This window comes from Shewanella sp. 38A_GOM-205m, assembly GCF_000518445.1.
GTDB lineage: Bacteria > Pseudomonadota > Gammaproteobacteria > Enterobacterales > Shewanellaceae > Shewanella > Shewanella algae.
Genome location: NZ_KI912441.1, coordinates 35,557 through 59,089 on the forward strand (window position 1 = coordinate 35,557; position 23,533 = coordinate 59,089).

At 49.6% G+C, this 23,533-nt stretch carries 24 protein-coding genes and 2 pseudogenes; 19 read left to right on the forward strand and 7 right to left on the reverse strand.

The features are described 5' to 3' along the window. The first annotated feature begins 490 nt into the window (after positions 1-490). The 6 genes and pseudogenes from N512_RS0121560 to N512_RS0121580 all read left to right on the forward strand — a co-directional run bounded on the left by N512_RS0121560 (position 491) and on the right by N512_RS0121580 (position 6,094). Positions 491-1,714, forward strand: coding sequence for an ISL3 family transposase (locus tag N512_RS0121560; protein ID WP_028781651.1), 1,224 nt, complete (start codon positions 491-493; stop codon positions 1,712-1,714). 305 nt (positions 1,715-2,019) lie between these two features. After that, the gene (locus tag N512_RS0121565; protein WP_028781652.1) at positions 2,020-3,333 is read left to right on the forward strand and encodes an AAA family ATPase; all 1,314 of its coding nucleotides are present in this window, start codon (positions 2,020-2,022) and stop codon (positions 3,331-3,333) included. 73 nt (positions 3,334-3,406) lie between these two features. Next, positions 3,407-4,270, forward strand: coding sequence for a hypothetical protein (locus N512_RS0121570; RefSeq protein WP_037475914.1), 864 nt, complete (start codon positions 3,407-3,409; stop codon positions 4,268-4,270). Between the two features lie 100 nt (positions 4,271-4,370). Next, positions 4,371-4,559 (forward strand): annotated as a pseudogene (locus N512_RS24270) (transposase); the annotation flags it as partial. A 208-nt stretch (positions 4,560-4,767) separates the two neighbouring features. Then, positions 4,768-5,118: a hypothetical protein gene (locus tag N512_RS0121575; protein ID WP_028781654.1), complete on the forward strand. Its 351-nt coding sequence runs from the start codon at positions 4,768-4,770 to the stop codon at positions 5,116-5,118. Between the two features lie 358 nt (positions 5,119-5,476). Beyond that, positions 5,477-6,094, forward strand: coding sequence for a hypothetical protein (locus N512_RS0121580; protein WP_028781655.1), 618 nt, complete (start codon positions 5,477-5,479; stop codon positions 6,092-6,094). A gap of 69 nt (positions 6,095-6,163) precedes the next feature. On the opposite strand, the pseudogene N512_RS24275 reads toward N512_RS0121580, so the two are convergent. Continuing rightward, positions 6,164-6,376, reverse strand: a pseudogene (locus N512_RS24275) (IS3 family transposase); the annotation flags it as partial. 170 nt (positions 6,377-6,546) lie between these two features. On the opposite strand from N512_RS24275, the gene N512_RS24880 reads away from it, so the two are divergent. The 8 genes from N512_RS24880 (at position 6,547) to N512_RS0121620 (ending at position 14,042) form a co-directional block, all read left to right on the forward strand. Then, positions 6,547-6,726: a DUF1993 family protein gene (locus N512_RS24880; protein ID WP_197021482.1), complete on the forward strand. Its 180-nt coding sequence runs from the start codon at positions 6,547-6,549 to the stop codon at positions 6,724-6,726. A gap of 68 nt (positions 6,727-6,794) precedes the next feature. After that, positions 6,795-7,217 carry a hypothetical protein gene (locus tag N512_RS0121590; RefSeq protein ID WP_025889403.1) on the forward strand — a complete coding sequence of 141 codons (423 nt, stop codon included), beginning with the start codon at positions 6,795-6,797 and terminating at the stop codon, positions 7,215-7,217. 233 nt (positions 7,218-7,450) lie between these two features. Then, on the forward strand, positions 7,451-7,954 hold the full coding sequence (locus tag N512_RS0121595; protein WP_144162025.1) for an ankyrin repeat domain-containing protein: 504 nt from the start codon (positions 7,451-7,453) through the stop codon (positions 7,952-7,954). Between the two features lie 222 nt (positions 7,955-8,176). After that, positions 8,177-8,566, forward strand: coding sequence for a VOC family protein (locus tag N512_RS0121600; RefSeq protein WP_028781657.1), 390 nt, complete (start codon positions 8,177-8,179; stop codon positions 8,564-8,566). A gap of 572 nt (positions 8,567-9,138) precedes the next feature. Further along, positions 9,139-12,378 (forward strand): DUF748 domain-containing protein, encoded by a 3,240-nt coding sequence (locus N512_RS0121605; RefSeq protein WP_051472922.1) that lies wholly within the window; start codon positions 9,139-9,141, stop codon positions 12,376-12,378. A 261-nt stretch (positions 12,379-12,639) separates the two neighbouring features. After that, a complete protein-coding gene (locus N512_RS23895; RefSeq protein WP_197021481.1) occupies positions 12,640-12,969 on the forward strand; it encodes a GNAT family N-acetyltransferase in 330 nt (109 codons plus the stop codon). 57 nt (positions 12,970-13,026) lie between these two features. Continuing rightward, entirely contained in the window at positions 13,027-13,383 is a 357-nt protein-coding gene (locus N512_RS0121615) for a glutaredoxin family protein (protein WP_025889405.1), read from the forward strand. Positions 13,384-13,484: 101 nt separating this feature from the next. Beyond that, positions 13,485-14,042 carry an RDD family protein gene (locus tag N512_RS0121620; RefSeq protein ID WP_231473639.1) on the forward strand — a complete coding sequence of 186 codons (558 nt, stop codon included), beginning with the start codon at positions 13,485-13,487 and terminating at the stop codon, positions 14,040-14,042. Between the two features lie 11 nt (positions 14,043-14,053). Here the strand turns inward: N512_RS0121620 and N512_RS0121625 are convergent, their stop codons facing one another. Continuing rightward, complete coding sequence (locus tag N512_RS0121625; protein ID WP_028781660.1) at positions 14,054-14,743, reverse strand: energy-coupling factor ABC transporter permease; 690 nt, start codon at positions 14,741-14,743, stop codon at positions 14,054-14,056. A 146-nt stretch (positions 14,744-14,889) separates the two neighbouring features. On the opposite strand from N512_RS0121625, the gene N512_RS0121630 reads away from it, so the two are divergent. The 3 genes from N512_RS0121630 to N512_RS0121640 all read left to right on the forward strand — a co-directional run bounded on the left by N512_RS0121630 (position 14,890) and on the right by N512_RS0121640 (position 16,101). Continuing rightward, complete coding sequence (locus tag N512_RS0121630; protein WP_028781661.1) at positions 14,890-15,324, forward strand: hypothetical protein; 435 nt, start codon at positions 14,890-14,892, stop codon at positions 15,322-15,324. A gap of 66 nt (positions 15,325-15,390) precedes the next feature. After that, positions 15,391-15,747: a hypothetical protein gene (locus tag N512_RS0121635; protein ID WP_025011443.1), complete on the forward strand. Its 357-nt coding sequence runs from the start codon at positions 15,391-15,393 to the stop codon at positions 15,745-15,747. Between the two features lie 126 nt (positions 15,748-15,873). After that, on the forward strand, positions 15,874-16,101 hold the full coding sequence (locus N512_RS0121640) for a DUF2986 domain-containing protein (protein WP_028781662.1): 228 nt from the start codon (positions 15,874-15,876) through the stop codon (positions 16,099-16,101). Positions 16,102-16,146: 45 nt separating this feature from the next. Here N512_RS0121640 and N512_RS23630 read toward each other — a convergent pair whose 3' ends face one another. Further along, the gene (locus N512_RS23630; protein ID WP_037475937.1) at positions 16,147-17,634 is read right to left on the reverse strand and encodes an MATE family efflux transporter; all 1,488 of its coding nucleotides are present in this window, start codon (positions 17,632-17,634) and stop codon (positions 16,147-16,149) included. A 55-nt stretch (positions 17,635-17,689) separates the two neighbouring features. Next, positions 17,690-18,550 carry an ion transporter gene (locus N512_RS0121650; RefSeq protein ID WP_028781663.1) on the reverse strand — a complete coding sequence of 287 codons (861 nt, stop codon included), beginning with the start codon at positions 18,548-18,550 and terminating at the stop codon, positions 17,690-17,692. A 251-nt stretch (positions 18,551-18,801) separates the two neighbouring features. On the opposite strand from N512_RS0121650, the gene N512_RS0121655 reads away from it, so the two are divergent. Beyond that, positions 18,802-19,305: a L,D-transpeptidase family protein gene (locus N512_RS0121655; protein ID WP_025011447.1), complete on the forward strand. Its 504-nt coding sequence runs from the start codon at positions 18,802-18,804 to the stop codon at positions 19,303-19,305. A gap of 14 nt (positions 19,306-19,319) precedes the next feature. Beyond that, complete coding sequence (locus N512_RS0121660) at positions 19,320-19,886, forward strand: VOC family protein (protein ID WP_051472924.1); 567 nt, start codon at positions 19,320-19,322, stop codon at positions 19,884-19,886. Positions 19,887-19,903: 17 nt separating this feature from the next. On the opposite strand, the gene N512_RS0121665 is transcribed toward N512_RS0121660, so the two are convergent. From N512_RS0121665 to N512_RS0121675, 3 genes are all read right to left on the reverse strand, one after another. Then, positions 19,904-21,304 (reverse strand): GGDEF domain-containing protein, encoded by a 1,401-nt coding sequence (locus N512_RS0121665; protein ID WP_081737237.1) that lies wholly within the window; start codon positions 21,302-21,304, stop codon positions 19,904-19,906. Between the two features lie 151 nt (positions 21,305-21,455). Then, positions 21,456-22,298, reverse strand: coding sequence for a M23 family metallopeptidase (locus N512_RS23635; RefSeq protein WP_231473641.1), 843 nt, complete (start codon positions 22,296-22,298; stop codon positions 21,456-21,458). 203 nt (positions 22,299-22,501) lie between these two features. Then, positions 22,502-23,386, reverse strand: a complete 885-nt coding sequence (locus N512_RS0121675) for a 6-carboxytetrahydropterin synthase (RefSeq protein WP_028781666.1) — start codon at positions 23,384-23,386, stop codon at positions 22,502-22,504. Positions 23,387-23,533 lie beyond the last annotated feature (147 nt).

The following is a 23,533-nucleotide window of genomic DNA, read 5'->3' on the forward strand; positions in this document are numbered from 1 at the left end:
CTGAAACAGGCAATTTAAGCAAGGCAATCAATTGGAACATTGCTCATATGATTTGCCGGGCACAGTTGTTTTTATGGCGAATTATGTTGTCAATACCCACAAAATCAGGGTTTTATAACCTTTGCTAAAAACTTGACCTTTGGCTAATTGTTTTCAAATTAAGTACTGGGTATTGTATAGCCAATTCAACCAGTTAGCTTTAGCTTTTTCTTAAACGAAAGCTCTGCGACAAGGATACTTTTCCGTTTGTAACGGTATTCAGGGACGAACAGCATGATGTCGCGCCCGTGCGGTAGCTATGGCTTTACTTAACGCTTTTTGTAGGGCCTGGGTTTTAGGGTCCTTGGTTTTAAGGCTCTTAGTTTTAAGGCGCTTGGTTGCAGGACTTGAAGCGCTCAAGACAAGCGCCTCAGAACTGATTTTTTATGGCTCTTCTCTGAACATGGTGGAGTAGGTATAGTTCCAGCCAAATTCCTCTTAAATATCAGTGATGAGTGAAGCAGCTTTATATCAACAAATTTTGGGGTTAAAGACACCCTGGATTGTATCCAGTGTTCAACTCGATGAACCACATCAGAGCATAATTGTTACCATCGCCTATGCTTCTCAAACAGGCTTTAAATGCCCTATATGCCACAATGCGAGTCGCCATTACGATTCCCGTATACGGAAATGGCGTCACTTGGATACCTGCCAGTATCAAACGCTCATTCAAGCTAACGTGCCACGAGTACACTGTACTTCACACGGTTATCAAACTCTTCAAGTCCCATGGGCCAGTGGTAGTAGTCGTTACACTGAGCTATTTGAGATGCGTGTACTGGCCTTGCTTGCGATGAGTTCTCTTAATGCCGTCAGTCGATTCTTTAAACTGAGCTGGGGAGCCATCGACAGGATTATGGCGCGTGCTGTTTACCGCGGACTGGCAAAGCGCAAACAGATTAATACAGACTATCTATTAGTTGATGAAACCGCACTTAAAAAGGGGCATGAATATGTCACGTTACTTTCTAATCATGAAGGACAAGTTTTAGCGGTTTCTGAGGGCCGCTCAGCTGCAAGTTTTGATGCCTGCCTAACACAACTGCCTTCAGATGCATTACGTCAAACACAGTCCATCTGTATGGATATGAGCCCTGCTTACATTAAAGCTGCAAGGAAAGCGTTACCAAATGCAGAGAGGAAAATCGCATTTGATCACTTCCATGTAGCCAAGATGCTAACGGAAGCGGTTAACCGGATCCGCAAAGAAGAGTTACTCAGGTTGGCGCCATCAATGCGGCAAGAGGCACATCGAACGCGTTTTTACTGGTTAAAGCGACGAGATAATCTCAGTAAACCCGACCGAGAGAGAGTCAATAGACTCATTCCGGCAATGATGAATACGGCGCTCGCATGGTATTTCAAAGAGCAGGCTAGAAACATCTGGCATGGCAATAGTGTTCGAGGAACAAAGCAACGATGGACAGACTGGATAGCTTTAGTTAAAGCCAGCGGACTAAAACCTTTAATGGCGGTGGCAGATACTATCGAGAGTAAACTCTGGGGCATACTTAATGCCATGCGCTTTGGTCTATCAAATGGTTTGGCAGAAGCAATCAATAGCCAAATTAGACTACTCAGAGTAAAGGCTATGGGGTATCGAAATTCAGAGAGATTTCAACGTGCCATCTTCTTTCACTTTGGTAAGCTGGATATGGGGTTCCACCAATAACAACGAAGAGCCTTTTTTATACAGTATTATTGACGTTCCAGGAAAAATGCCGGGAATTTGCAGCTAAGCTTGCGCGTTATTTCCGTAACATTTTAGAAAATTTCATTAAATTCACAAAGTTAAAAAATACAGTGGGTAGATAATAGGTTTGGAAACCGCGCATGCGCGTTTAGCTGCAAGGGATATTAGGACTAAATTGTATTATATCCAGCTAATACAAACAGATAGCGATGCGCGTTTACACTCCTCCGAGGACTAAAACGCGCATGCGTGCTATACAGCTGTTATAACTAAAAGGAAGTAAAGTGACAAAAGTCGAAGATGTATTTGGTGTAAGCGTAAAGCAAGTTAAAAGCTATATTGTACGTGAACAGGTCGATAACAAATTTACGGAAGCATTGAAGTCTGATAAGCAAATTATTGTTTATGGCTCATCTAAACAAGGAAAAAGCGCACTTGTAAAAAAATACATCGATTACGATGAAAATATTGTTATTAGTTTATCGCCAAAACACACACTAAAGGATATTTATCAAACAATATTACGGAAGTCAGGGGTAACTCTTAGAACTTCATACACAAAAGGCTCTGGTCAATCTAGCACAGTAAAAGGAAAAGCTCGTATTCAAGGAGCTATCGCATTAGTTCTGAAGGGTACTGCAGAAGTAGGCCTAGATAAATCTACTAATCAGTCTTCAACTGAGAACTATGAAGAGATCGAATTTAACTTAGAACTCCCTGATGATGTTGCTGACATCATAAATAGGCATGGTAACAAAAAAGTAGTGATTCTTGAAAATTTTCATTATCTAAGCGAAGAGGTTCAGAAAGATTTTGCGTATGATTTACGAACATTTCAAGAGTTAAAAGTAAGATTTATTATCGTCGGGGTTTGGAAAGAATCGAATAGGCTATCTCAATTTAATGGTGAGCTGCAAGATCGAATAGATGAAATACCAGTAGAGCCTTGGACAGATGATGACTTTCTCAGAATCATTGCTAAAGGTGAGCAAGAACTAAACATTCAATTCGCTACAACGATAAAGCAGTTATGCTTGGATAACTCGTTTTCAAGTGTTGGTGTTTTTCAAGAACTTCTAAGATTAACCTGCATAAACTCTGAAGTGTTCAATAAAGGTGAAAATATCTTTATTGACTCTGAAGACTCTTTCAATAAAGCCCTAGTTGAAAAAACGCATGATTATTCTGAGCGTCACTTAAAGAACCTTGAGGCAATTGCTTCTGGAAATAACACACAGATACAAAAAGACAAACCATTGCCGTTCTTTATGCACTATTACATTGTAACTGATATCTTGGCGCAAGGTTACGATGCAATTAAAAATGGTGGAATGTCTAAGCTTTGTATGATGCATAGTATTAAGCAAAAACACCATCGAGCTAATGACCTCAAAGGGGGGCATTTGACTACTGCTCTTAAGGGGCTTGTAGAACTGCAGTCAAACAAGTCTATTAATCCCCCTGTAATAGCCTATGATGCAACTTCAAAGAAAATCAAAGTAGTTGATTCAACTTTCTATTTTTTCCTCAAAAATGCAGATCTGGATGATGTAATTGACGAAATAACAAATCCAATTGAAGCATTGGAATTAATTTAGTTATAACAAGTGGTTCCAGGTGACGCCTACGCCGCACCTGAACCAAGCGTTGTGCGTAAGGGAGAATGAGTAAATGCCAAATTTACCCGTAATCAATCGGGTCCGGATATCCAATTTGCGGGAACACAAGACATCTTTGATCGGGGTCTTGCTCGGGATTTTATCTTTATCCTTGGCACATTACGCTGGATTTCTAATGAAGGTTCCAGTGCAGATTATAGCGGTAGCAGGAGCTCCGCTTGCCCCTGGCGTGACAGCTACCTTTCTGTTCTATGTGTTTTTCTGTGCGGTTTGCGCGAGGGTCATGGCTTCGATGTTTCAGCTCGCCTTTCTACCGTTCATGGCAGCGATGGATAGACTCGATCGCGGGCTATTCCGGCGGATGAGCTGGTCCAATCAGCGCCACTTTGTGAAATCCCACACTCAAACCATAAGATGGGAAAGCTATTATTGGCTGGCTCTTCAATCAGTGCTCTTCCTTCTCCTTATGTTAGCTATTTATGTGAAATTCGATATGGGTTGGTTTAGCGGGGCAGCATTAGCTTCCTCCCTGCTGCTTGTTCTCCTGACCGGGCTTGTTCGTTCTGGTTTTTTTCTTCAGCCAAAAGTCAACGTTTTCATTCGGAAGATAAAAAGCCGGCCAGCGCGCGCCAGACTTGCCGCATCTGCAACACTGGTAACAGCGACTGGAGCTTCAATTGTTGTCTCGTTTATTTTAGGGGTAATGCGCGCGGATCTCTTGCGGAATCAAAGCCCGCAATTAGTAATCACGGAGAATTTCTCAGCTATGGCAGCGGTGATGGCGAGCTCAGAGAGCGAACTTCTGATTTTCCAAAAGAAAGGGTTAGATTCTCGATATGTATACTTTGCATCAAATCTCATTACCACCATAGAGCCTAAAGATGTGTTTGAACCCATAGGATCTCAGGGGAAATAGTATGAACAACAAAAATATAAAAATATGGACACCCAGCGTTAATGGCGCGGTAGTTAGCCTCCGACTATGCTTTGTTTAAGCATTTAACAAGGAGGTTATTATGCCGCGCCCTCGCCGAACTCAAATCAGCCTTGAAGATACACCTTACTACCACTGTTGCAGCCGCGTGGTACAGCGTGCCTTCTTGTGTGGTGATGATGCCTACTCGGGCAAGAATTATGACCACCGCCGTGGTTGGGTGGAATCGTTATTGTTTGAACTGGAAGCTGTTTTTGCCATTGATGTGGCGGTGCGAACAATATGGACACCCACTATTAGTAGAGCAGAGACTCTAGCACCCAGACTCCTAAAAGACTGATGTTTCCACGAAGAGAACATCAGTCTTTCGTCTCTTTATTAGGCCATTCGGCTATAGACGTTAGTGCAAGAACTATGGCTCTCTTGGATTTAATAGCAACGCATCAAGATCAGACGGACGTTATGTGGAATTAAGAATCATGGATCAGGATTTCGATATAGAGATAGTGGCAGTAATGGGTCTGGAATGCTTGAAAAAGCATCTCAGTAAGTGTCCTATAGAGTTAGAACTTGTAGAGGCTCTCTCAAACACATTTGTACTAAAGCAAAACAAAGTATCTGAAATTGCAGGTTTTACGTTTGAATCTCAGGAAAATGATGTATACACATTTTCAATGTTTACATCTCATAAATCCCCGATCCCGGCCAGAAAAGTCGTTTCACAATTTTCAGAGTTTTTAAGAGCTGCTAAATTGCCCCATAAAATAACCAATCTACAGTATGAAGTTGATTTTTATGAAGAATGGATAAATTATAATTGGCAGCCATAAGCATAACATGCAAAGGCAGCATCGGACTTTGGCGAGCCAGGTCGACGGCTGACCTTGCAACTATTTCGAAGAGAGCGGCGTGAGGTTTAACCACATGACCATGTTTTCCGGGACCTGCCTCATAAGCGGGCTTGTCAGAAAGCCAGGCCACATCAGTGGTCTCCTTGTGTACATCCAACCCGATAAAAAGTGTGTTTACTTTAGACATGTCGGCCCTCTGTAATTGTTTGCCAGGTCTTTCAATAAAGGCAACAAACAGTGGCTCTTGTTTAACTATATTTAACTAATCCACGCAAAAACGTGGAGGCCTACAACGGCATAGAGAATCATTATGTCTAAATACCTAAAGTAGTCAGTTATGGAATTCAAAGAAGAATTAAAGTCAAAGTCACCACCTAGAATTAAGAAAGCTGCCCAAAAGATAGCCAAGAGTAAATTTGGCGGTTATGAACAACTATTGCTGGATGCTTTAAAGTGTTTGGTAGAGAGGCCAAATTCCTGGCAAGCACAATCTGAAGTGATAAGAGCTCTTGGCTTCGTTGGTTCTAGTTTATCTCTTGAATACCTAAGAGAACTTGAAAGCAAGAGTCATGATGCAACAGTTCTTTACAAGGATATAGGTTTTGCAATTTGCATGATTAATGATGTGAGCAATGATTCATTCTTATACATTTTGAGCATTCTCGATACAGAGAATGACCTTTTGCTTTCAGGGGCATGTGCTGCAATTTTAACGTCGGGCATGGTACCAGATAAAAAGACGATCAATATGCTATTAAGCTCCGTCATTAAAAGAGATTCGGATGAAGGTAAAGTAATAACACCTAGATGTTACATTGCTGCAGCTTGCTACAATTGGCCTCAGGCTTTAACTAAAGGTTTTCTTTTAGCATGTACTGAATCGAAATGGGGCGGACTCATAGAAATCGCAGAAAGCTCGCTAGCAGGTAAAAAGACAAAGTATGTACTCGTGTAAGTTGTACTAGCTCAGACCTGAGCTGACAGTTACCCGATTTTTGGGTGCCGTTGTCAGATTAGATTTGGGTTAAATGCTTTTCTGCTTTTCTGCCCTAATCCGTTTTCCATCAATTAATGTTGCCATCGGTGTGCGGCCGCAGCACATTTTGCCTTGATGGGTGCGTTCATTGTTATACAGCGCCAACCATTCGTCCAAGTCTTTTTGCAGTTCCTCCAGTGTGCCGTACAGCTTTTTGCGGAACGCGACCTGATAGAACTCATTCATGATGGTCTTGTGGAATTAGGGACACAAATAGCCTTTACATACAATCAACCACGCAACTTCGCGCTTTGGTGTGCCAATCAGCCTATGGACAATCTGGATTCGTGTGTGGAGTCGTTAGATAAGGCGCTGGAACAGATCAACAACACCAAACAACTGTTACTTGCTGCACATGTGATAACTCAAAGATTTCGGAAGTAACGCGCATTGAGCTGGGTCAAGGCTCGTACATAGACCTTCCAGGTACCTTATATATCAATGACTTCCTCATCCCCAATTTTTACTTCCACATGGTTACGGCCTACGATATTCTTCGCCATAAAGGTCTGGACATAGGCAAACCGGACTGCATCTTGCATCCTTGGTGAAGCAGGCATGAAGCCCGATTGTTCATGTAAGCCAATACAACTTAATTAAGACATCAAAAGAAATGGATATGGAATACAGCAGAGAAAATATTGAGCAACTGCTAGAAGGAAAACTGCAGGAAGCGGTAGAAAATTTTGGTAAAAAAGAGCTAAGGATCATTGATGTAGGCGTGTTTCCCTGGCACTCGGAGATTAGCGTATCCTTTCTCTTCAGCGAAGATTCGGCAGAGGAAGATGATATCGCAGCATGGCCCTATTTTGATTACTCCAAGATATTTGCAGGAGATTGGGAGCAAGCCAGAGAATTAGCCAAGAAAATGAATGAAATGTGGGCTATCAATAATGATCCAATCCCATTCTTCTCGGATTTCGGTTCTGCATTAACATCTGACCGAATATCGAGCGTTATAAAACGGTTTAATTTGGCACCGGACTTCAGGATACAAGTACTGAACCCTGATGATCCTAATAGTAAGAACTTCTGCACCTAGTGAGTCGCCGCAACCTTCTGCCAAAGCGGCAACTGCAATTTAGGCCTATCTCTATAAACAGAGTGCCACGAGGACTTGTTCGCACCTTCCTTAGGTATACAGGCCACTTGTGAATGTTTGCCAGTATTTTACGGTAAAACTCGGCAAGCATGAGGCTGTCGATTAATCGAATACACTCGAAAACACTAGGCTTGATACCCACAGGGAATCATTAAGTCAGGACGGATAAATAAGTGAACGAAGCAGTAATACTGAAATTAAGGACACTCATGGCATGCATCAGGGAGAAGAGAACCGCTGATGCAATCGACTTTCTATCAATGAACACTGAGCTGGTGCAGTTACAAACGCCATTGGGCAGCTTTCTTCATATTGCGGCTGATAATGACAACTTGGAATTGTGCCAGGCTCTAGTCAAGCTGGGAGCCGATATAGATAGCAGAGACAATATCAGTGGTAGCAGCCCAATCCATAGGGCTGCTTCGAATGGCAACGAAGATATTTTGAACTACTTCATCGGTCTTGGCGCAAGGCTCGATACTTCTGAGCCGGACCGTAATCCCCTTTTTACCGCAATTCACTATGGCCACTTCCATATTGTGAAGCGGTTGGTTGAGGCGGGTATAGATACCAGCATCCGTTATACCGGCCAGACGATGAAGGAAATGGGAGCCCTTGAGTTTGCCCATGAATGGGGCCGCACTGAGATTGCAGATTACATCAAGCTCATCAGCTAACCTCCCCCTTCAACTTTGCTGTTAGCACATTCTTCAGCGCCGAAAAGGTTTCCATAATTCGGGCTCCGGCATCTTGTGCCCCTCTTCTTCGTAGTCCAAGAAAGCCACAAAGCACAGCCGACTCGACTACACTCAAAGCTGAACTCAAAGCGGCTCAAGATCCGCTGGCCGGCGATCTTCGCAGCCGAATTGTCAGCCCCTCAGTCTCAGGAGAACCTATCTATGAACTCCCCCTTTACTACCCATGGAGCCTTAAGTTGGCACGAACTGACCGCCAATGATTCTGAGCTGGCGATGCGGTTTTATGGTGATATTTTTGGATGGAGCTTCAAGACGATGCAGTTGCCACAAGGCCCCTATCACATCATAGAAAATGACGGTATCAGCATAGGTGGCATCACGGACAGCCCGGCGCCGGCTATGCCAAGTAACTGGACCGGCTACATTACCGTTAAAGATGTCGACGCCGTCGCCATTAAGGCCAAAGCACTGGGGGGCGATGTACTCTACGGCCCTGAGGACATTCCCCAGGTCGGCCGCTTTTGTTGGATAAAAGACCCCTGCGGTGCCATTATCGCCGCCATCACCTACAGCAGCCCAACCAAAGGATAAAGACGGGCAAAGGCAATAGCCTTGCCAGGATTCAGGTTTGCTGAGCTGATACTGAGCATTCAAGGTCTTTACAACCTTGGTTATTGCCCTCTTGTGAATGCAATGTTCAGCGAAAAGCGCTCTTGATCATTGCAACATGAGTTAGGGAAGGTGCGAACAAGTCCCATGCGTGCTCTGCGTCGGCTTACAGGCCTGGATGCAAGGCGTGGTTCGCAGCAAATGGCCTTAGTCCTTTGCAAGAAGTACAACACAGCAGGCAGGTCTGTAAGCCACGCCCTTCGGGGCTCTCACAGCAACTGGCTCTCTGCGTTATCCGACTTCGACAGGCCCCGGCATGCCTTCAGTCAGATGCCTTGAATGCCAATTGCTGTGTAAGCCACTCTCTACAAAAGAGAAGGCCGCGAGGACTTATTCACACCTTCCTTAGCTAAGTTTTCTTTTTGTATCATGCATGTATCGAGCAAGATAACAAAAATCATAGGTTCAGAAGTGACTTACAAAGCATACCGAATACGCGTTAGAATAACGCCAAATTTTTGCCGCAAACCTGCTTCAAGGGATCTCACACCGCTATGCCCAATGTGCTGACTCAGCTCTTTTCACGCTTTCGCCGGGCGCCGCTCGCCATCAAAACAGGCATCTATCTGCTCCTCGGGTATGGCCTCTACGCCCTGTTGCTTGGTGGGCTCGCCCCCTGGGTGATAAAGTCGCAAGCCCCAAAGCAACTGCAACAACTGCTCGGCCGTCAGGCGAGCCTGAACGATATCAGCATTAACCCGTTCCTTCTCAGAGTCCGCCTGGATAACTTCGCCCTGCAGGAGAGCGACCCACAGCAAGTCTTTGCATCTTTCAGCCAGCTTGAGTTGGAGCTGGCATTTTGGCGCTCGCTGACCCAAGGGGCCATCGCCATAGATCATATCTACCTCTTTGATCCGCAAGTGAATGTGCAAAGGCTGGCGTCAGAGAATGGCCAAGCTCAATTCAACTTCAGCGATATGCTTGCCCACCTTGAAGCCAAGCAAACACCGCAAGCCGAGGCTACAGAAGACACCTCTGAACCGCCCAGAGTCATTGCCCGGGATATCCGGGTGACAGAGGGTAAGTTCGCTTATATGGATAAGGTCGCCAATACAGAGCTCCGTTACGACGAGCTTAATTTCAGCCTGCAAGCTTTGGATACCAAGGCTTATAACCTCAGCTTGCCGGAAGACGAGAACGAACCGGTACTGGCGAAAGATGCCAACCGCTATGCCCTGTCGTTGACCGGCAGCGATAACGGACAATTGCAGACTCAGGGACAGTTTCAGCTGCAGCCTCTCGAAGTCAGCGGTGAGCTGCAACTGGCCAAAGTTTCCCTGCTACCCTTCTGGCCGTTTGCCGATGGGCTTATTGCCGCTAAGCTCAGTGACGGTGAACTCAGCTTCCAAAGCCAGTACCAGTTGAAACAGCAACAAGACCAACTGCATTACAGTACTCACAAGGGCCGGTTTATTCTGGAAAATCTGCTCTTCTCCGACCAACAGCAAGCCAGAGTCAAGTTGCCGCTGTTGGCACTGGATAACATTCGGGTGGACGGCGACAACCAGAATGTTGATATCGACGAACTGGCGCTGCAAGGCCTGTGGGCCGATGTCCGCCTGGATAAGCAAGGCCTGGATCTGCAACAGCTCTTTATGCCCGCCACAAATGCCAAGGCTCAAGTGGAACCAACGGTAGCCCAACTAGAGGCGGCAGATGAAACCGAGGCGCTAAATAAGGCCACAGCGAAAGAAAAAGCCACAGCGAAAGAAAAAGCTACAGTGCAAGATAAGGCTACAGCGCAAGAAAAAGCCACAGCGCATACAGCCGCAGAGCCAAACAAAGCCCAGGAGCAAGACAAACAGTGGCTGCTGACTATTGGCAAAATCAGTCTCAAACAGGCCGATCTCAACCTGTTTGAGCAGCAGCAAAGCAATGGTGTGCACTGGCGTGTCTATCCATTGGATATCACCACAGGTCCAGTGCGTTCAGATCTCGAAGGAAGCATAGACTACCAGTTGCAACTGGCACGGGGTTCTGATGCCCAAACCCAGCCGGAAACCAGCCAAGGCCAGTTCAGCTCCACCGGCGCAATAGATGCCAAGGCATTCACTGTCAATGGCGAGCTGACGCTGACTGAGCTGGAGCTGCAGCAGTTCCAGCCCTATCTGACGCCCTATCTCAATATGCAGCTTGAAAGCGGCAAGTTGAGCACTCAGGGCAAGTTCACTGCCAACGCCGAGGGTAAGGCCCATTTTCAGGGACAGGCCGGAATTGGCAAACTGTTTATCAAGGATGGATTGGCATTTGAGCCTCTGCTGAAATGGCAGAATATGGCGATAGATGCGATGAGCTTTGATTCCGAAGCAAACAGCCTGAAAATCAGCAATATATTGCTGGAACAGCCATACGCCAAAGTGATGATCACCGAAGATCAGCGCACTAATATCGGCGAGCTGATCCGCGCCGAACCACCTGGTGATAACTCAGCGGCTCAGTCACAGACAAAACAAAGCCAGGCAGAAGCGCCGCAGCAAACGGCTGCCAAGGCCTCGGCAGATAAGGCATTTAAACTGGATATCGGCAGCATTGCCATCAAAAACGGCTCGGCCTATTTTGCCGATAACTCCCTCACCCCTAACTTTGCTTCCGGTATCGAGGCGCTGGAAGGCAAGATAAGCCACCTGTCTTCTACCCCGGGAACCAAGGCCAGTGTCGATATCAAGGGCAAGATAGACAAGTATGCTCCAGTCACCCTAAGGGGTGAAGTGAACCCGCTGCTGGAAAAACCCTATCTGGATCTGGATTTGGTATTCAAGAGTGTCGAGCTGACCTCGGTGAATCCCTATTCGGGCACTTATGCCGGTTACTACATAGACAAAGGCCAGCTGTCTTTGGCGCTCAACTATCAACTGGAAGACAACCAGCTGAAGGGAGACAATCATCTGGTAATAGATCAGCTTAAACTGGGTAAACCCAGTGATTCCGAGCTGTCCACCAGTTTGCCGATTACCTTGGCTATCGCCCTCTTGCAGGACAGACATGGGGTGATAGATCTTGGCTTACAGGTTTCAGGAGATCTCGACAGCCCAAGTTTCAGCTTTGGCAGCATAGTGATGACCGCCATCACCAATGTCATCACCAAAGCGGTCACTGCCCCCTTCTCTTTACTGGCCGGTCTGGTTGGCAGTGATGAAGAGCTGAACCTGGTTGCTTTCCAACCCGGTATAGCCACGCTGGACGCTGACGCCGAAGATAAGCTGAGCAAGCTGGCCAAGGCGCTGGATGACAGGCCCAAGCTGCAATTGAGCATTGAAGGCAGCGTGGCGCTGCGGGAAGACAGTGAGGCGCTGGCAGAGCAAAAACTGCAGCGGCAACTGCTCAAGGCCAGCAAGCTTACAGCCCTACCGGACGAGCTGAGCGCCAGTCGATTCCCTACCCAGGGTAAGCTGGCAGATACCCTGGTAGAGCTGTTTGAACAGCAGCTCAAACTGGACGCCGATGCGGAAAAAGACAAAGTGAAGCAAAGGCTTGCCGAAAAGGCCGACGGTGAAAAAGTTGATGAAGATACCCTGCTCACCGTCTGGCATATGGGCCTTTACAACCAACTGCTCAGCGCTCAGGAGATCAGCAATAACGAGCTGGCCAATCTGGCTCAGGCCAGGGCCCAGGCCATCAAGGCCTTCCTGGTGGACAGTGCCGCCGTCGCGCCGGAAAGAGTCTTCCTGCTCGACAGCAAGACAGAGATGAAACAGGATGCATCTCAGGCGATTCTGTCACTGAATGCCGATTAAAACCTATTGAAATCACCTATGAAAGGCTCCTATGGGAGCCTTTTTCATATTCATGACGGATTATTGAACTGCTAAAGTGTTGCAGGGCTGTTATTATCGCCGGCAATCAATTCGGCCAAAACCAATAACCACAAATGCCAATAAGTCTGCAACAGATAACCCGAGACAATTTTGAAATCGTAGGCCCCCAAGCCGAAGCAACGCGATCTGCTGGCTGATAACATACTTTCCATCGCCGAAGCCCAGTTTTTTCCTTTCTATGTGCCCAAGGCGATTTACCTGGACGACACTCCGGTAGGCTTTTTGATGTATGAATCGCTTGCTGAAGAAGGCAAACCCAACGATTACAACATATTCAGCTTCATGGTAGCCCAAGGGTATCAGCAAAAAGGCATAGGCAGCCGCGCGATGGCTCTGGTACTCGAGGAGATCCGCGCCCAGGAAAATGCGCAGCGGGTGCATATCTGCTATGCAGATGAAAACCAAACAGCAAGAGAGTTTTACGCCGGTTTCGGCTTTGTTGAGCAAGGGCCGGATCCGGAGGATGAAGATGAAATCATCGCTACCCTTGAACTCCAAGTCCGGGCTTGAGTTTCACCACCACTGAGTTAAACTGCCTGCCGTTTCAAGCTTATATAGAGGATGCTTATGTTTGTTATTCGTTGGATCCTGGGGCGGATTATTTTGCTGCTCAACTTTGTTTTTTCACCCAAGGGCCTTAAGCGGCAACCCGAGCAGCAGGCGGATATCGATGAACAATGTCGTAGCCTCAGCCTGTATCAGTATCCGGCCTGCCCTTTCTGCGTCAAGGTAAGACGAGCCATGAAACGCCAGAGCCTGAATATCACCACCCTGGATGCCAAGCAGGAGCCACACAAGAGTGCCCTGCAAAACGGGGGCGGCACCATGAAAGTTCCCTGTTTGAAAATAGAACAAGCCGGTGAAGTGACCTGGATGTATGAATCCAACGACATCATCAGCTATCTCAATCAGCGTTTCGGTTGATCAATCCCTTGCCTGCCGTGCCAATACGGCAGGCACAGCTTGTTCCAAGCTTTATTCCTGTGTATCGTCCCAACAGTAATTATTAATCAGGGACAGAGTAAATGGCAGCAGAGCAAAACTCACGCAACATAGAGTCAGTCTTGGCTCATCAAGAACAGACAATCCCTACGGAACTGGCCTCAGGAATGACGCCTCCACCGCCCGTAGCAGAAGCAGCAAGCAATGAATCCAGCTATCCCATCTATGTCGGTTTTTGGGAGCGACTGGCGGCAACCCTGCTGGACTCACTCATGTTGATGTGCATCACAGTGCCACTGACTCTGCTAGTCTTTGGCATTGATGCCATATTGGAGAACGATACCTTAATCTTGGGCCCGCTCGATGTTGTGATCAACTACCTGTTGCCTTTCATCTTGATCATCTTGTTCTGGCATTATAAGTCGGCGACTCCGGGCAAGATGGTGCTAAGAGCCGTCATTGTTGATGCCGACACTTTGCAAAAGCCATCGACCGCCAGCCTGATAGTGCGCTATTTAGGCTATATCCCCTCTACTCTGGTATTCGGCCTTGGCTATCTCTGGGTGGCCTTCGATCCCCGGAAACAAAGCTGGCATGACAAACTCGCCGGCACCCTGGTGATCCGCGCCCCCAAAGACTAAAGTCGCACCTGTCAGTGACGCCAGAGATAGACCCGGTCCGAGTAGTCGTAGAGCCACTCGGGCCGGTAAACCACCAATAGAGTCACTGCCATACCGTTGAGTAAAGCCTCCGGGAACCCAAGCAGCGGAATAAGCAGCAGATAGTTATCCACCAGGTAAGCGGCACTGTAATCCGTGCTGGCCCAGAGATAAGTTGACCAAGCGAGAATATGGCTGACGACAGATAGCCCGGCATTGAGAAAACCTGCCACAAAAATGAACACAAACAAATGTTTGGGTAATTTATGATAACTCAAGCTGTGTACTGCCAATGCCAATAAAAGCGGCAGGCAGACAGCAAACAACATCATGGGGCCCAGCATCCAGGGCTGGTGATAGACAAACAGGCAAAAGAAGCTTACAGGTAGCAGCATCAATACGGACGCCAAGCGCCAGCCGAACATCAGCATCAGGGTTACCAGGGCCAAAAAATGAGCGTGGATCCCCTCGGTAACACTGGCATTGAGCAGCCAAAGGCCATTAATGGCCAAGGTACTGAGCAGCGCCCGCCACTGCAAGCTCTTGTCCGCCAGCAGTTGTTGCCAGTCCCGTTTGGGCCAGATCCAGGCAAACCAGCCAACGAGCAGAACCAAATAGAGGATATCCGTCAGCCCAGGTTGCCATTGCACCTTATCGAAAAGATGTTGAAGATACTCGAACATAACCTACCATCCGGTTATCAAACAAAGGCGGTAGAGGTCGATGCTGCGCTGACTTATCACGCCGTTAATGCAATTGTGCTTATTCTGCAGTAAGTTAACGATAATTTGTATCTCCAAAAAAATAATAAGGATAATCACCCCAGCTTATGCGTGCGCTTTTTCTGTTATTACTGCCACTGCTGCTTTGTAGTTGCAGCTCAAAACCCAGCATAGATCCGGCCGATTTTGCCGGTGCCATCAAAGACAGTTTCCAGACGGATATCAAGGCCGATGGCTTGAAGCTCTTTACCTATACGGCGCGGCTGATAACGCCCGATTCTGGCGGCAGTTACAGCATAAGTGTCCAGACACCGCGTACGGCAAAGGAGATGCGCCAACAACTGGCGATCAGAGAAGCCAGGCAAGCCGTATTTGAACAGCAACTGCAGCTTGGGCTCGATAATACCCTCAAAATGAATCAATATTGCCGTGAAGGTTTTTATGAACTCAGTCGTCTGCTGCAATCCGACAGAGGAGAGATCCGCGGTGAATGTCGGGATGGCGCCAGTGAGATGGACAGGAGTCGCTTCGGCAACAAGTAATTTTTTTGAAAATAAGCCTCAAATTTGCTAGTTTTGCCGCAGTTTCCCGCTTCAGGTGTATTTGAGATGGAACCCACAGGAATTATTCAGGAGATAGAAGAGCCGGTTAACCGCAGCAAGGTTAATCGTCAGTTGTTGTTGGCCACCAGTCTGTCGGCCGTGGTCGCCATGGCGTTATTGCTGTTTGGCGATCAATATGCGCACCTGTGGCAGGATGAAAGCGCACTGCAACTCAGCCTGTTCCGCCCCGGTTTTTTGTTGCTGATAGTCTCGGGGTTGATAGTGATCCCCACCAGCGTGGTAGAACTTATCAAGGCTGCCAAAACGCCGGATAGGCCACTGATGTTGGATATGGCCCTGCTCAGTATTGGGGTCGCGGTTTCCATGAGCTATATCGGTGTCTTCATGACCCTGTTCCTGTAAGTAGGCTCCAGTCATCGCGGTATTCAAACACCGACACTGAGACAGGTTGAGCTTGTTGCCCGGCCGCCGGCAGGCTAAAATGCCTGCCCTTTGCCCATCCAAGTGGGAAGTACCAGGAAATTTAGCATGAACAAGCGACAAAAACTGACCAAAAAACTGGCCAAGCGTGCCAAAGCCCGGGAAAACAAGAAAGAGATCCCCAACTCAGGCCCCGCCAAACAGGGTTACATCTCCAAGGCCGAGCGCGCCAAAATCGCTGCCGCCGAGCAGGCAGAAAACAATGCAGTTGAGCAGCCAGATAACGGCGCTACTGAAAGCGCTGCGGCCGCAACTTGCCAATCTGACACCCAATAAAACGTTTCCAGGTCCCCTCTTTAAACGCATGAGCCGTTCCTGGCATTAAGACCTCTCCCGCTGGGGCGAGGTAGCCTGGGCACTGGCTATCGGCTCCAGCTCTTCGGTCATCTGCCCCATCTGGGTACAGGAAGACGACAATGGACTGCTGGAGGCCATGGAGAGTTCCTCCTCATCAAGCCCGTCGGCCTCAAGACCTTGCTGGCGGCCATTCGCGGCCACTCTGGCAACCAAGCGGTAGGCGGTGATCACCGCCAATACACCAAAGAGCACTGACCCCAGTGCCTGACCAATTAGGACTCCATATACCCCACTGAGCTCGGCTCCCAGATAAACAAATGGCAGCGTCCCGATAGTGGCCTTGCCCACATTGAAGGCGGTCGAATACTTGGCTTTACCCAGATTGTTGAACGAGGCGTTGGCCACAAACAGTGCGCCGTTGAACAGGAAAAACAGCGCCATATACTGGCAGAAGAAACGTACCAGCTCGGCAGAATCCCCGCGCATGTCGAATGCCAATACCAAAGGCTCGCGCAGCAACCACAGCAGCAGCGACATACCAAGCACATAGGCGATACAGAATTGCAGCGCCCTTGTCAGGCATTCGCTGAGCCTGTCATAGGCCCTGGCGCCATAATTCTGCCCTATGATGGGCCCTATGGCGCCGGAAAGCGCAAAGATCATTCCAAAGGCCACAGGGGTCAAACGCCCAACGACGGCCCAGCCGGCAACGAAGCTGTCACCAAAGTCGGCAATCGCCCGGGTCACTACCGCATTGCCTATAGGGGTGGCCACATTGGTCAGCATGGCCGGCCCTGCGATGGCAAAAATGGCGCGCAGATCGCCGCGAAAGCTCGCAAGTTCGAAACGGCTCCAAAGGCCGTGTTTGATAAACACACCTCTTGCCGCGATCAGCAGCACACTGAGGCGCGCCAATACCGATGCGGTAGCCGCGCCTTCTATGCCCATGGCAAACAGGAAAATAAAAATGGGGTCAAATACGGCATTGACCGCGCCGCCCGCCAGGGTCGATAGCATGGAGAGCCGGGCATCACCCACGGCGCGCAGGGCGCTGCCAAGCGCCATCGCCAAACAGATGACCGGCAAGGAAGGCACCAGAATATACAGATAATCGGCGGCCAGCTCGGCGGTATGTCCCCTGGCACCCACCAGCGCCAGCAGTTCAGGGATAAGAGCCGTCACCACTATCGCCATCAGACTGGATACCAGCAGAGTTACCATGGCGGCATTCAGCAGCAAGCGCTTGGCCCCTTCTGTGTCTCTGGCGCCTACGGCGCGGGACACCAGTGCCCCCAGCGCAATCGACAGGCCGATACCTATGGAAGTGGTAAAGAAAGAGATGGTACCTGCATAGCCCACGGCGGCCGCCAACTCCAGCTCTCCCAGCATGCTGAGGAAGAAAATATCCAGCAGGTCCACCACAAACAGTGCCGAGATCCCAACGGCCGCGGTAGAGCTCATCACCAGAATGTGACGCAGTATATTGCCCTCAACAAACTTAGCCTGAGTGATGGCCTGAGTGCCTGTTTGAGTGACTGTCTTAGCAGATGATTGGTTGTTTGACACCCTAGTCCTTGTTTTCTTCCGGAGGTGGCTCCAGTTCACTGCCACAACGGTTACAGTAGATAGCATGGTGATCATGCCCGGTTTTCAAGCAGTTGGCGCAGCGGCGCAGATCACGGTTACGGCCCATCTCCTGGGAGATTTCGGCGGTGAGGATCCCTGTGGGGATGGCGATTATCGAGTAACCCAAGAGCATGGTAAACGCCGCTATCGCCTGGCCGAGTTCTGTCTTGGGAGTGATATCACCGTACCCTACTGTGGTAATGGTCACTATGGTCCAATAGACAGACTTGGGGATCGAGCTGAAGCCGTTGTCCGGGCCTTCGACCACATACATGATGGCGCTGAGCACCATAATGATAAGACTCACAGAGAAAAAGAAGATAAACACCTTGCGACTCGACTGCAGCATCGCCTTGAGCAGGAGGTTCCCTTCACTCAAGTATCTGAGCAGCTTGAGTACCCGAAAAATTCTGAACAGCCGCAGAATACGGATCACCAGGGTAAAATTGGCCCCGGGGAAGAACAGCGCCAGATAACTGGGCAGGATACTGAGCAGATCCACTACACCGTAAAAACTGCGGGCATAACTCAAGCGATTGCTGGAACAATAGAGCCGCAGCAGATATTCCAGAGTGAACACCAAGGTAAAGGCCCATTCCAGTGCCAGGATGATATGTCCGAAACGGGCATGGACGTCGGCCACTGTATCGAGAAAAACCAGGGCAACACTGAGAATAATGCAGATGATCAAACTGATATCAAACCAGCGGCCGGCGGGCGTTTCTGTACCAAAGATGATGATCCTGAGCTTACGCTTGAGTTCCGGCTCCGGCGGCGTATCTGTCATCTTATGTTGATTCATGCGCTAAGTTTTCCTTACTTTCCAACCAAACGGCACCTCAATCTTTACCCTTTCGAGTCTCACGCATGCGAGTTCGTGGCGCCGCGCCCAAAAGGCAGGGGCGTAAGTCTGCCACGCATTGGCGTGAGTGCCAAATATTCTCTGGCTGACGCTCTGCGACTCTCGGCAACAATCTTGTTCAAGGGCTTCAAGAGGGCCCCCTTTTTCAGTTATTATCCCGTCAAAATAACCATAATCAGAGCCAAGTGGTCATGGGCCCATCGTTTCGTCATATAGTTTATGCAATATTTCTGCTGGCGTTTGCCCAGTTGTACAGCCCCTTTGCCTCGGCACAGGTGGATTTGGTGCTGGTCAACAAGTCAGATTCACGTCTTAGCCTGATTAAGGCCGGTAAGGTCATCAAGGAATATCGCATCGCCATGGGGGATATGCCCAAGGGCCACAAATATCAGGAAGGCGATCAACGTACCCCAGAGGGCCGCTATCTGCTGGACTACAAAAAGGCCGACAGCGCCTTTTACCGCGCGATTCACATCTCCTACCCCAATGACGAGGACAGACTCAGGGCCAAGGCGCTTGGGGTCAGCCCGGGCGGCCAAATCATGATCCACGGCCAAAATCCCCGCTCTGGGTTAACTCCGGAAGAGGCGCAGCAGTTTAATTGGACCAACGGCTGTATCGCCCTCACCAATAAAGAGATGGATGAACTCTGGCAGTTGATTGAGCCGGGCACACCAATAGAAATTTGGCCCTGAAACAGGAATCAGATATGCAAAACCTTCAATCTCTGTCGCAATTGCTGGCAGACTGGCAAGCCTTTGCCGACAAAATCATGCCTCTGATTGAGCGCCTGGGACTCGAGCGTTTAAGCGAGTGCGATCACGTCGCGCTGCGGGTCAACTCTGTCGCCGCGGCAGAAAAGCTCAAGGCCGAGTTTGCCCAAGGTGGAGAAATTATCTCGGAAAACATCATCAACGGCCGCCCTATCCTGATCATACGGCTGCAGCAGCCACTGCAACTGGGTCAATGGCAAATTCCCTGTGTCGAGCTGCCCTTCCCCGGCGATAAACACTATCCCGAAGAGGGATGGGAACATCTGGAGCTGGTTTTGCCTGGTGGCGCCCAAAGCTGCGATGAACTGGCTGAGCAACTGCGTACTCTTTGCCCCCGGACCCAAGCCACACTCGATGGCGACACGGATATTAAACTCAAGGCCAGCAGCCCCAAAGGCGAAGCCGAACGCCTGGCCAACCCGACGTTGGCGTTCAAGGCCGGCGGTGTCTGCGTCAAGGTGCACCCTCACAGCATTCAGGCCATCATCGCCAGTGAGCAGTAAGCGGCTCTGATGCCGCTTTACCCTTGAACGACCCGGTTGCGCCCTTCGGCCTTGGCAACATAAAGAAAATGATCGGCTTTATCCTGCAGATCTTTACCCGAGCGGCAACCAGCGGGGCCGGACACCAGGCCGACGCTGATACTGAGGCGGATAGGTTGGCCGCTCTCATCATGGAAATCTTCATCGGCCACTCTGGCCCGCAGCCGCTCCATCAGATTAACAGCCTGAGCCGGCGCGCAGTTTGGCAGCAAGATAGCAAACTCCTCACCACCAATTCTGCCAATGGCATCCGATTGGCGACACTGGGCCTGCATCAAGCCGGCCAGTTGCTTCAATACTTTGTCGCCGGTGGCATGACCAAAGCTGTCGTTGATTAACTTGAAATGATCCAGATCCAAAAGCGCCAGGCTGTAGTCTTCACGATTGAGCCTGGCCTGCTTATCCACCAGCTCCAATTGCGGCTCGAATCCACGGCGATTGAGTAACCCTGTCAGCGGATCGCGAAAGGCCACCTGTTGCCAGGCTTCCCTGTGCTGCTCGGATAGGCGCAACTGGCGATTTTGCAGGGCAATCCCCAGTAAGACCAGCGCATTGGCAAAACAAAACGCCGCCAGTTCAGCCGTTTCTGCCGAATACAATCCGGCATCGAAGGGCCCCAGCCCCTTGGCGCTGCCACAGATAACGACAATGAAGGCACTACTGCTGAGGCTGCAAGTCAACAGGAAACTGCCCTCGAATGCCTGCATCACCAACACAGGCAACAGCAGATACAAGACCCAGGGTTGATTGCCAAATGCCAGAGTGAAAATAAGTACTAAAGCCAGGATCGACAGCAAAGATGCCCGAATTTGCCGTTGGCTGATAAAAAACCGCTCAGACCACCCCAGATACACCTGATAAACCAAGACTATCCCCAGGGCGTCAGCCAAAAACAGCATCACCGCCATGGTTGGCCAGTAACTCTTGTCGATATAACCGCCCCAAACAAGATTTGCCGCCAGCAGGATACTGGACAACGCCACAGGAATAACGCAAGCGTAGATCCCAAAACCCAGTAACTCCCTGGCTCTTTGCAACCCCATGGGCAGGGCCCAACGCAGCATTCTGGCGGCCAAAAGTGGCATCAGGGCATCAATTGCGGCGGAGACCCAGGTGTGCAGCAAGGTTTGGCTCAGATGACCGTTATTGAGCCCGGGAAGATTGGCCAGAAAGGAGGCGACAAACAAAGGGACTATGGCGACGGCGCCAAAACGCAAGCACAGAATAAGCCCTATCCCCGAAGGTAACCATAGAAGGGTTATATTGCTCGGCTGCAATACCAGAGTGGCCATGCCCAGTCGGCCGCTGAGATAACAGACCAAACCTCCGAGCAAAAGCAGCAGCCATTCGTCGCGCCCCCAACGTCTCAAATCAGTCACTTATTCTTCCGGCTATATTCATAGAATGAGTATAGCCAACCCCTTCTAAGCCTGTGGCTGACAAAGAAAAAAACAACGCCGCCTGGGGTTAAGTCCGGCGGCGTATGACATCGAGTGTGAGTCAGTCCAATGAGTCAGTCAAAGTAAAGCGCTACTTTTTCGCGTCACTCTTGGCTTGCTGTAATACCTGACTCATTGGCGGCACTAAAGTGGTAGGATCCAGACGCATCTGATACCAGTTCACCCGCCAATCCAGATGTGGCCCTGTGGCTCGTCCTGTCGCCCCCACTTCGGCCACCGCCTGGCCCTGTTTCACCTCATCGCCCTCTTTGACATAGAGCTTGCTTAAGTGCAAAAAGCTGGAGCTGACGCCATAGCCGTGATCGATAATCATGGTGCCGCCGGAATAGAACATGTCCGGTACCGACAGGCTGACAACGCCATCGGCCGGCGCCACCACCACAGTGCCGGTTTTTGCAGCGACATCCACACCATAATGCGGTGTGCCTGGCTTACCGTTGTAGACCCTTTGGCTGCCATAAACCCCTGAAATTCGCCCGGTCAGCGGCCAGATAAAGTCGTCGGCAAACGCCTGCCGGGTACTGAAATGACTGCGGGCCGTCTTGACCTGGGCGCTGTCTTTGGCGGCGCGCTCCTGGGCCTTGGGATCCGGCTTCATGATTTTCTTGCTGATCCCCTCAACGTACTGAATGCGATAATCCCGTTTGTCGAGTTTGAGGCTACGGCTCTCACTGCTGCCATCCGGGTAACTGAGTGTCAGCGTCTGCTCGAGCGCGGCCTCACGCTCAAAACCAAAGGCAAACCTGCCATCCGGCGTCAAGGTAATGCTCTCGCCATTGAGCTGTACCTCAGTGCCCGGCTCTGTTCTGGCTCTGATCAGGGCCCCCTGTTCAAACTTGCCCTGAAACTGCACCCGTGATGACTCGGGTTTGATGTTGGGCTGAGGCTCAGACTTGGATTCGGCCTGCAGCATAGGACTCACAACCAAAGTGCCCAGCAGCATCAGCGGCAGCGCCTTAAAAGATGGGATTGGCATCTTGCTGTTATTGAACTTCACTCTTGCTCCTCTTTATCTTTACGCCCCATAGACCCCAAGGTGAGGTCTATTTGCGGATGCCTCTAGATTGCTTTTAGGTTGGCGTTATTCTTGGCCCGGCTCAGGCCAGGCAGTATCTATCAGTCGCCCTGATGCTGCGCCGATGCGATGGCGCCCTTACCTATGCCCTCGAAGGCTACCACTTTAAAATGTTTGCCCGGCTCAAAGCCCGCCATGCTGTCGGCCATAAAATGAGCCAGCAATTCGACTGTGGTGTCGTGGGGGATCAAATCACAGCAGTCTCTTGGCATCGCCAGCTGGAAATCACCCTGCGGCGCCTGGTATCTGAAGCCAATATGGCTCTTGTCATCTATCTTGGTTTGGGGTGACAGCTCAAGCTCGCTGACACCAACCACATCTTCTTCACTGCCAAGGTAGATATCTTTCCAACGTTTGGCCCAGTATTCATCCCATTTGGGCGCGGCGATACCATCGGCAAACACATTGACAGGACTGCGGTGACCGTGAGCGATACGCTGGCAGTTACCGTCGTGCTTACGCAAGCCGTGACTGTAATGGTAATAGGGTGTTTCCAGCACCTCGTTGCGAAGTGTAAGGCTGATACCCTTAACATTGTCCGGCAAGGCATCTGTCAGCGCCTTGTGCAAAAACTGGTTCACGCTGTCAAAGTCGATAATCTCGCTGGGGATAAGGGCGAAAGCCTGCGCCGGGCAAGCCAGGTGAATGCTGCCGCGCAGACTATGGAAGTCCATCCACACCTTGTCGCCCTGCTGTTGCCAGCGTACCTGGCTACAGGCGGTGGGCACCAATAAACGGTGATCGGCCACCTCATCTATGGTTTGCTTTATGGTGCGCTTGACCTTGGAAAAGTCGAGCAACATGTTTTGCTCATCCAGGCCACCGTCGAGCAGCACATCGACTATCCAACTTTCGCCTACCATGCCGCGAAACGGGCACAGGTAAGAAAAATCAACCACAGTTAAATCTTTGACAAATAATTGCATTCTCGCTCCCAGGCAGATAAACAGTCCACCCATGTGTTATCGGCCGGCCGATATTGGCACCGATTGAACCGATACCGGCCAGGGTATCGGCACTTGACGTATCTTTCGCAAAAAGTCTGTGATCTTGTCCAAAAGCTCCACAGCTTT